Source organism: Terriglobus sp. YAF25, assembly GCF_052113305.1.
Classification (GTDB): domain Bacteria; phylum Acidobacteriota; class Terriglobia; order Terriglobales; family Acidobacteriaceae; genus Terriglobus.
Genome location: NZ_JBFRCY010000359.1, coordinates 1 through 8804, shown reverse-complemented (window position 1 = coordinate 8804; position 8804 = coordinate 1). Strand labels below are relative to the sequence as shown.

Annotated in this window: 7 protein-coding genes and 1 tRNA gene; 1 reads left to right on the top strand and 7 read right to left on the bottom strand. The window is 58.3% G+C overall.

All coding sequences use genetic code 11. The annotated features are described in order from the left end of the window. The 3 genes from AB4043_RS15510 to AB4043_RS15500 form a co-directional block, all read right to left on the bottom strand. Nucleotides 1-937, bottom strand: a 937-nt coding sequence (locus AB4043_RS15510) for an MBOAT family O-acyltransferase (RefSeq protein WP_442307457.1), incomplete at its 3' end; no start/stop codon positions are given. A gap of 34 nt (nt 938-971) precedes the next feature. Next, nucleotides 972-1874: a hypothetical protein gene (locus AB4043_RS15505; RefSeq protein WP_442300790.1), complete on the bottom strand. Its 903-nt coding sequence runs from the start codon at nt 1872-1874 to the stop codon at nt 972-974. Between the two features lie 375 nt (nt 1875-2249). Next, nucleotides 2250-2327 (bottom strand) — tRNA-Glu (locus tag AB4043_RS15500). Between the two features lie 66 nt (nt 2328-2393). Between AB4043_RS15500 and AB4043_RS15495 the strand changes: the two genes are divergently transcribed. Further along, the gene (locus tag AB4043_RS15495) at nt 2394-3080 is read left to right on the top strand and encodes a queuosine precursor transporter (protein WP_442300791.1); all 687 of its coding nucleotides are present in this window, start codon (nt 2394-2396) and stop codon (nt 3078-3080) included. 14 nt (nt 3081-3094) lie between these two features. Here the strand turns inward: AB4043_RS15495 and dgt are convergent, their stop codons facing one another. The 4 genes from dgt to AB4043_RS15475 all read right to left on the bottom strand — a co-directional run. Next, nucleotides 3095-4231 (bottom strand): dGTP triphosphohydrolase, encoded by a 1137-nt coding sequence (dgt, locus tag AB4043_RS15490; RefSeq protein WP_442307456.1) that lies wholly within the window; start codon nt 4229-4231, stop codon nt 3095-3097. Nucleotides 4232-4280: 49 nt separating this feature from the next. Next, complete coding sequence (locus AB4043_RS15485) at nt 4281-6236, bottom strand: tetratricopeptide repeat protein (RefSeq protein WP_442307455.1); 1956 nt, start codon at nt 6234-6236, stop codon at nt 4281-4283. A gap of 207 nt (nt 6237-6443) precedes the next feature. Next, nucleotides 6444-8051: a bifunctional phosphoribosylaminoimidazolecarboxamide formyltransferase/IMP cyclohydrolase gene (purH, locus tag AB4043_RS15480; protein ID WP_442307454.1), complete on the bottom strand. Its 1608-nt coding sequence runs from the start codon at nt 8049-8051 to the stop codon at nt 6444-6446. A gap of 268 nt (nt 8052-8319) precedes the next feature. Further along, nucleotides 8320-8804, bottom strand: a 485-nt coding sequence (locus AB4043_RS15475) for a 3-keto-disaccharide hydrolase (protein ID WP_442307453.1), incomplete at its 5' end; no start/stop codon positions are given.

The following is an 8804-nucleotide window of genomic DNA, read 5'->3' as shown; positions in this document are numbered from 1 at the left end:
CTTCAGGAGTGGTCTGTGCCTTCTTTGAAACCTTCTTGCCCGCGTCCATCCGCCATCCGTTTACCTGGCGCACGATTGGCGTATAGAGATACTCGTTCAGATAGCGAGACAGCGTCATATGCCAACGCGTCCAGAATTCGATCACACTCTGCGACTTGAAGGGAGAGTTGAAGTTAACCGGGAAATCCAGGCCGAACATCTTCGCCAGCCCAAGCGCCATATCCGAATAACCGGAGAAGTCGAAGTACAACTGCACCGCATAGCTCAGGATGCCCATCCACGTCGTCGTAAAGCCGGCCGCATGGACGTGACCGAACATGGCATCCGCCAGCGGAGCCACGCGATCCGCAATCAGCACCTTCTTCCCCAGTCCAAGCATGAACCAGGTCACGCCCAAGGCCAGGTTGTCGGACCGCAGCCCGCCAATACGGCCCTCTTCCAGCTGTGGCATCAACTCTCGCGGATGGATAATCGGTCCGGCAATCAGGTGCGGAAAGACGGTTACGAACACCGAGTACGGAAGCAGCCCTTGCTTCTTCGCAATATTCTGGCGAACGTCGATCAGGTACGCAATCTGCGTGAACGTAAAGAACGAGATGCCCAGTGGCAGAATCACATTCGCAAACCCGCGCGGCACCGCGCCATGGGCGTGCAGGAAGTTCAGCATCGGAAACAGATATTTGTAATAGACCAGCAGCGAAAGATTGACGACGATGCCGCTGATCAGCCATCGGCTGCGACTATTCTCGCTTCTGCCCTCTTCCACGCGTGTCGAGACCAGAAAGTTCATCAACATCGACCCGCACAGAAGCAGCAGGTAGATCGGGTTCCAGTAGCCGTAGAAGAACAACGAAGAGGCAGTCAGCCAGAAAAGAAGCGCGGGCCGTCCAAAACGCGATAGAAGCTGATACCCAATCAGCGCTATCGGCAGAAACATAAAGATGAAAATATTCGAAGAGAAGAGCAAGCTATCAGCGTTCTCCCTGCATCGCGCGAATCTGATTGCCTATCATCGCCGAAACCTTGGCCGCACCCTTGGCATTCATATGCATCCTTTGGCCGTGCTCATCCGCGTAGTCCGTCACCGGGTACTCCGGCAACGGCAGGTCGTCCACCAGTCCTGCCAGATGTGCTTGATAGAAGGGAATTCCTTGATCGCAGTTCATCACTGGCGTTGCATCGACTACTACTGTCGTGCCATTCCCGCTATACTTCGACCGCAGACCCGCAATCCACGTGGGATCCGGTTCATACAAACGCGTTGGCATACTGCAGCTCTGCAGGTCCGGTATATTGACCACCTTCAACTGCCCGAGGTCCCGCTCACGCACGTGCGCCTTTTCCTCTGAAATCGGCTTCGACTTCACGCGAGTCAACGCCATGCGCAATCCCTGCTCAGCCCATCCCAGCGTTGGTCCGGGATGCATCGCCAGCGTCCATGCCGTGCCCAGCGTATGCTCCTCGCGCACCCGATAGGTGATTGCCTCAAAGAAGCCCACATGCTCCCACGCGAACGGACGGCTGAGTCCCTCCGGAGCGTAGAGGAAGACAATATATTTCGGACGTGGATTCTGTGACAGAAACTTGTCCACCGGCTCCGTACCGCTCACCAGCGTTACCCCGCCAAACTCCGCGATGTTGCACGCCGTAAGACCGGACTTCTCCGCAATAACCTTCGGATCAGCCCCTACCATCGCCGTGGAGTCGCCGTACACCAGCACCTGGCAATCGCGTCCGTTGAGTTCTGCCCCATAGCCCAGGTTGGCCATGTAGGTATTGCCCGCGCGCAACGCAAACCATTTGCTTGGAATAATCACGAACGCGGCGGCAAACATCAGAAGAGGCGCAGCTACTATCGGCAGGAGGTAGAGCAACTTGGCCCGCCTATTTTCCAGTGCTTTCCGCGCGCCGTTCTCAACAGACGGTCTCAACCCGATGCCCCTGATTTTTGAATTTGCGGCTAGAGTTTAGTATGCCACACCCCCATTTTGGGCCAGCTTACTGCTGCATAAATATAGCTAGCAGGACCGGCGCATACATAGATCTGAGCAGGAGAGGCTGACATCTCCGCTCTTCATATAAGGGAGCTATAGACTGCAGATTCAGAGGATTGAACAAGTGCGCAAATTCCTTCACGGTCTATGCCCGCGCGCTCTTCCATGGATTGGTCCGACTCCGGGTAGCGCACGTCAGTGTCTACGTCTCATGCGCGTAGGAGTGAGTTTATTGAAATTCTCTGGAAGTGTATTTGGCGTCCCCGACGGGATTCGAACCCGTGTTATCGCCGTGAAAGGGCGGTGTCCTAGGCCGGGCTAGACGACGGGGACGCTTAAGGCTGAAGTGCCTTGGCGCAGCATTGCAGGCCTCTATTACGCTATCAATACTGGAAGCTCATGTCAAAAATACAGCCGCACGGATACAAGTACCTTGATGCCCTGATCACCGCATTTGTCGTTATTCTGCTGGTCAGCAACCTGGTGGCACAGAAGATCTGCCGTATCGGACCACTGGAGGTCAGCGGTGCGGTGATCCTGTTCCCCATCACCTACATCTTCGGAGACGTTTTTACCGAGGTCTACGGCTACGGAGCATCGCGCCGGGCGATCTGGCTCGGTTTCTTCGGGACAGCTCTGCTGTATGTGATGGCCACCATTACGATCTCATTGCCTGCAGCCAGCGGATGGCATAACCAGGCGGCCTTTGAGACCGTCTTCGGCTTTATCCCTCGCATCCTGTTTGCCAGCATTATTGCGTATTTTCTGGGAGAGTTCGCCAATAGCTACACCCTGGCGCGGCTGAAGCTGGTCACCAACGGCAAGATGCTGTGGACGCGCACGGTGGGTTCCACCATCGTCGGCCAGGCCGTTGATACTGCCGTCGTAATCACGCTCACCTTCGGTTTCACGCTTCCGTGGGCCGATATCGGACGTCTGATCGTGACCGGCTATCTGTTGAAGGTGGTCTATGAGGTGCTCGCTACGCCGGTAACCTACGCCGTGGTTGGCTGGTTGAAGCGGTCAGAGGGCGCGGATGCCTTTGATCGGCATACCAGCTTCAATCCCTTTCACTTCGCCGAATAGAGATTGATGAACCTCTAGAGCTTGGTAACTAATGCCCCGTACTGATCGAGGATGTAGGAATCGGTCATGCCGGCGATGTAGTCGGCAACGGTGCGGGGCACACCCTCGGTCTCCAGGTCGCCGTAGTAGTTGCTGGGAAGCTGGCTGGGGTTCTTCACCCAGTAGTTAAAGAGCGACTTGATGACGATAACGCCATGCTTGCGCTCCACATCCAGTGGGCCGCAGGTATAGAGAGCTTCGTAGAGATAGCGCTTTTCTTCCAGCCGCATGGCCTCGATCTCCGGCGAAAAGATCGCGATGCGATAGGGGTATTCGCGAATCTGCTCCAGCGTCTCAATTCCCAGCTCTTCGAGCTGGCGCGTGACGTTGTTGATGACGTCGTCGGTCAGACGATGTTGCATCCACTGCAGCGCCTCGTGGAAGAGATACTTCTGTTCCACGCCCGGATGTTGGCGGTGTACGAACTCATAGAACCCGCGGAAGATGGTGAGGTTTTCGCAGAGGTCGTTGACTTCCAGAATCTTTGATTCGACGCCATCGTCAAGGTCGGCGGTCAGATAGGCAACCTCGTCAACCAGAWCGATAATMTGCGCTTCGAGCGGTGGTCGCCGGCCGAGGAAGTATTCTGCAAGCTTCGGATATTTATCGGCCGGGTAGTCACGCGAGTGTTTGATGATACCTTCCCGGACACCGAGAGTGAGGTTCAGGCCGCGATGCGCGGCGTAGCGCTGCTCGAAGCGTTCGACCGTGCGCAGAGCCTGCAGATTGTGATCGAACCGCAGACCGAATGGCYGCAGGCACTCGTCAATGGCGCGCTCGCCGGTATGACCATACGGTGGATGCCCGATGTCGTGAACCAGGGCGAGAGTCTCGGCGAGTTCGACGTTCAGGCCAAGAGCAGAGGCGACCTCGCGTGCGATCTGGGCGACCTCAATCGAGTGGGTCAGGCGTGAGCGAAAGTGGTCTGAGGTACGGGTGGAGAAGACCTGCGTCTTGCCGGCCAGTCGGCGAAAGGCGCGTGACCCCAYGACGCGATCGCGATCGCGTTCAAACGGCGAGCGCGACATCCGCTCCGGATAGGGCCATTTGCGCTGGATCAGCGGATCGTCCGCATCGCCGCGTACTGCATAGGGTTTGCGCAAGGTCGACATGCGATCGATACGAAAAGAAGCTCCTAAGAGCAGGCTATCAGCCGGCGGGTTAAGGAAAAAGCAGAAGGCCAGCCCGGGGCTGGCCTTCTGCTTGGCAACGAAACTGCCTGGTTACTTGTCCTGCAGGGCTGAGGTACGCGAAGGCGTAGCGCGCGCGAGCTTGACGCGGGCGCTGTCGAGCTTCGGCAAGCGTGTACTGTCCGCTCTTGAAGTAAGCCCAGCCGAGAGAATCGAGATAGGCTCCGTTCTGCGGATCGAGCTCTACAGCCTTGCGGACCATGTCGACGGCTTCGTTCAGCTTCTGCCCGCGATCGGCCAGCATATAACCCAGATAGTTGAGGGTGGCGGCATTGTTGGGGTCGATCGTAAGGACCTTGCGGAACTCAATCTCGGCCTGATCAAAGAGCTTCTGCCGCTCTGCCAGCGTGCCGCGCGAGAAGTAGAGGTAGATCTTATCTTCGTTACGCGAGGTGATGCCTTCCACCTGAGAAAGCTGCTCGTCTGCATCCTTCCAGCGCTTCAGCCGGATGTACATCTGCGCAAGCTGCATGCGGGTATCGCGATCGTCGTCCCCGCCAAGCTGGCCCTTGGCAATCGTAATCGCTTCGTCAACCTTGCCGGTATCGGCGAGCGTTCCGGCATACACCATCTGGACCGATTTGTCCTTGGGCAGAGCCTTGGCCGCCTCAGCCGCAGCGGCAGTCATCTTCGCCCACTCATGGTTGTCGCGATAGGCATCAACCTCACCCATATAGCCACGGGAGACGTTATCGCCGCCGAGGGCGATAATCTGCTTATAGGCGTCGACGGCCTGGACGGTCTTACCTTGTTCCTTGAGCACAATGCCAAGGCGATCGAGGAAGAGTCCGCGATTGTTCTTTTCGCCGTCGGTGTAGTTGCCATCAGCGTGGGCAGTGTCGCCGAGCAGCTTGGTCAGCGTCGCGACCGCATCATCGAAGCGGCCGAGTGAATCGTAGAGCAAAGCTTCGTTGTAGCTGAGCTCAAGTGAGTCCGTGACCAGGGTCTTGGCCTTCTTGAGCGTGGTGAGCGCCTCGTCGTAGTGCCCCTGCCGGCGCTGGATCTCGGAGATGCGGATATACGACTGCGCATCCTGTGGTTCCGCGGTGACGATGTCCCGGTACTGCTTCAGAGCCGCATCGAACTGGCCGTCCAGCAGCAAAGCACTGGCAAGACCGCGCTGCGCGTCAAGGTTGTCGTTGTCGATATCAAGAGAGCGCTGATAGGCGGCGGCAGCCTCTTTGGGCTTCTTCAACTGGTCATAGGTCAGACCCAGTGAATACTCCATCCGCGCGGTACGATCCGTGACGGGCAGCGCGTTGATGAGCTGCGCAATACGGTCGTACTGGTTCTGTTCCCCATAGAGGCGAACCATCGCGAGGATAACCTCTTCCGAGGTTCCGTCAAGCTTCTGCGCCGTCTTCAGCTCTGCTTCAGCCTTATCGTTCTCGTGGTTCAGGGCATAGAGCTGACCCAGCAGAAGATGATCTTCCACGCTGTCCGGCTTCAGGCGGACGATGGCCTTGTACTCGGCAAGGGCCAACTGCAGCATCTGTTGCGACTGATTGTTTGGGGTTCCATCGCCAAGCGAGCGGAGATAGATCTTGCCCAGAATGTTGTGGGCGTCCACATCATCGGGATTCTTCTTGACCTGTTCCTGCGCGACCGAAACAGCTTCGCGGACGCGGCCAAGCTTCAGATAAAGATCGGCAAGACCATTCTGCAACTGTGCAGAGTCAGAGTCTGCATTCAACGCCAGCTTGTACTCTTCGATCGCCTGCGTGGCGTAATCGGTGCGGCCCTGGTTGATGGCCAGCTCTTCATACATGTGGGCRAGGCTGTAGTGGTAGTAAGCCGCGGAACGATCAGGACCCTTGGGCGGCTCAGGCGCGTTCTTCTGTTGTGCAGCAGCGGGCAGGGTGGCCAGCAGCGCAGCCGCCGTGAGAAAGACTGGACGAGCCGAAAAGATACGCCGGAAGAATGTCATCAGGTCCTAGGGGCGGCTGGTAGCCGCGTCACTTGGGGTTAGACGATTGTACCCACAGGTGGGATGCCGACAAGCGTCAGCATCCCTATTAGACTAGAGCATTTTCCCTGTTGCTGGATATCCCGAAAGGGGCGTGCAGCGGCGTTTTCATTGCGGAAAACGCCCATGGATGCAGCAACTCTACATCGCACCTGCAGGGAAGATGCTCTATCCGTGACGGAAGTGACGAATTCCAGTGAATACCATCGCCAGGTTGAGCCGGTTGGCGGCAGCAATGACGTCAGTATCCTTGACCGAGCCGCCGGGCTGAATGACTGCTGTCGCTCCTGCCGCTGCTACGGTTTCCAGACCGTCGGGGAAGGGGAAGAAGGCGTCAGAGGCGGCAACGGTACCGGCCAGTGGCAGAACCGCCTTCAGGGCTCCGAACTTGGCAGCGTCCACACGCGACATCTGCCCGGCGCCGATACCGACGGTCTGACCGAAGACCTCATGGCCATGGGCCTCGGCACGAGCGTAGACAATCGCGTTTGATTTCACATGCTTACAGACACGCCAGGCGAAGAGCAGGGCTGTCAGCTCCTCCGGCGTGGGCTCGCGGTGGGTGACGATCTTCAGGTCGCCGGCTTCAATACGCTTGCGGTCGGCATCCTGCAGCAGCAGGCCGCCGGAGATCTGCTTGATGACCTGCAGCGCCGGGTGAGCCTTCACCTCAACGAGCCGCAGATTCTTCTTCGCGGCAAAGATGGTCTGAGCCTCAGGAGTGAAGCCGGGCGCAGCGATAGCCTCGACGAATAGCTTGGCCATTTCAGCGGCCGCAGCTTCGTCGACCACCCGGTTGACGCCAATCACACCGCCAAAGGCAGAGATGGGATCGGCTGCCAGGGCGCGGACGTAGGCGTCGGCGACCGAAGTGCCGGTGGCGGCGCCGCAAGGGTTGGTGTGCTTGATGATGGCGACCGCAGGCTCAGCAAATTCGCTGGCGAGCTCCCAGCAGGCATCCAGATCTACCAGGTTATTGAACGACAACTCTTTACCCTGCAATTGTTTCCCGGCGGCGATGCCTTTGCCGGAAGGATCAAGGTAAAGCGCTGCCGACTGGTGCGGATTCTCACCGTAGCGGAGGGTTTGCGCCAGCTTGAAGCCGAGCTCAAGGTGCTGGGGGTACTCTCCGGCTTTAGCCTCCGGCTGCGTCAGAACCGTTTCCGGCCCGGCGTAGGGAAGTTTCGCCAGGGTAGCGGCGATGGCGGAGTCGTAGGCGGCGGTGGTGGCAAAGGCAGTCTGGGCAAGGCGCCAGCGGGTCTCGCCGGAGAGCTTGCCGTTGTTGGCCTGAAGCTCTGAGGAGATCGCGGTGTAGTCGGTCACGCGAGTGACGATGGCGACGTCCTCGAAGTTCTTGGCGGCAGAGCGCACCATGGAAKGACCACCAATATCAATGTTTTCAATTAGTTCGCCGAAGGTTACGCCGGGCTTGGCAGCCGTGGCCTCAAAGGCATAGAGGTTCACCACGACCATGTCGATGTCCTCGATGCCGTGCTCGCGGACAGCAGCGACATGCTCTGGAACGCTACGGCGATGCAGGATACCGCCATGGACCTTGGGGTGCAGCGTCTTGACCCGTCCATCCAGCATCTCGGGGAAGCCGGTGAGATCAGAGATATCGCGAACGGTCAGACCTGCGTCGCGCAGCGTCTTCGCGGTGCCGCCGGTCGAAACGAGTTCGACGCCCTGCGCGGCCAGGGCGCGGGCAAAGTCGGTGAGTCCGGATTTATCGGTGACGGAGAGGAGGGCGCGGCGCACAGGCTTCAGATCAGTCATTCCGCCTTCTATTTTAGGGGAGTAGGGGGACTAAAGCATTTTCGCTGTAGGTGTGTAGTGCAGGCATGTACATCTATGGGCGTTTTCCGCAATGAAAACGCCGCTGCATGTTTCTTTCGGGAGACCCAGTAACAGGAAAAATGCTACGGGATGGGCAGGTGTCCCGCAAAGGTGAAGCGGGTCCTTCGCTGTGCTCAGGATGACAGACCGCAAAATATATCGGTTGTCATCCTGAGCGAACGCGAAGGACCCGCTGTTGTTTGAGGGCTTACGGCAGCTCGCGGACCCAGATATTGCGGAAGCTGAGCGGCTCGCTCTTGTCGCCGTGGGCCTGCAGCTTGATCGGCGCGCGATCGTAAGCCTTATAGACTGGCGGGCCGATGTACAGGGTCTCCCCCTTGAGCTGGAAGTGGTTCTCCACCAACACACCGTTGAAGAGCACGGTGGCGTAGGCCGGGGTCTTCAACGATCCATCTGCGTTGAAAGTCGGTGCGGTCCAGATAACGTCATAGCTCTGCCACTCGCCAGGCTTCAGGCCTGGATTGGCAAGCGGGATCGCCTGCTTGTAGAGGCTGCCGGCCATGCCGTTGACGTAGGTCTTGTTCTGGAAGGAGTCCAGCACCTGCAACTCGTAGCCGGCATCGCCGACGCCAGTGGAAGCAAGGAAGACACCGCTGTTACCGCGGCCCTGGCCTTCACCCGCGATGGTGGCAGGAACACGCCACTCGACGTGGAGCTGGTAGTTGCGGAAGG

Excerpts from the sequence above, each read along its gene's own strand:
- AB4043_RS15495 (WP_442300791.1), top strand. The coding sequence starts at position 2,394 with ATGTCAAAAATACAGCCGCACGGATACAAGTACCTTGATGCCCTGATC.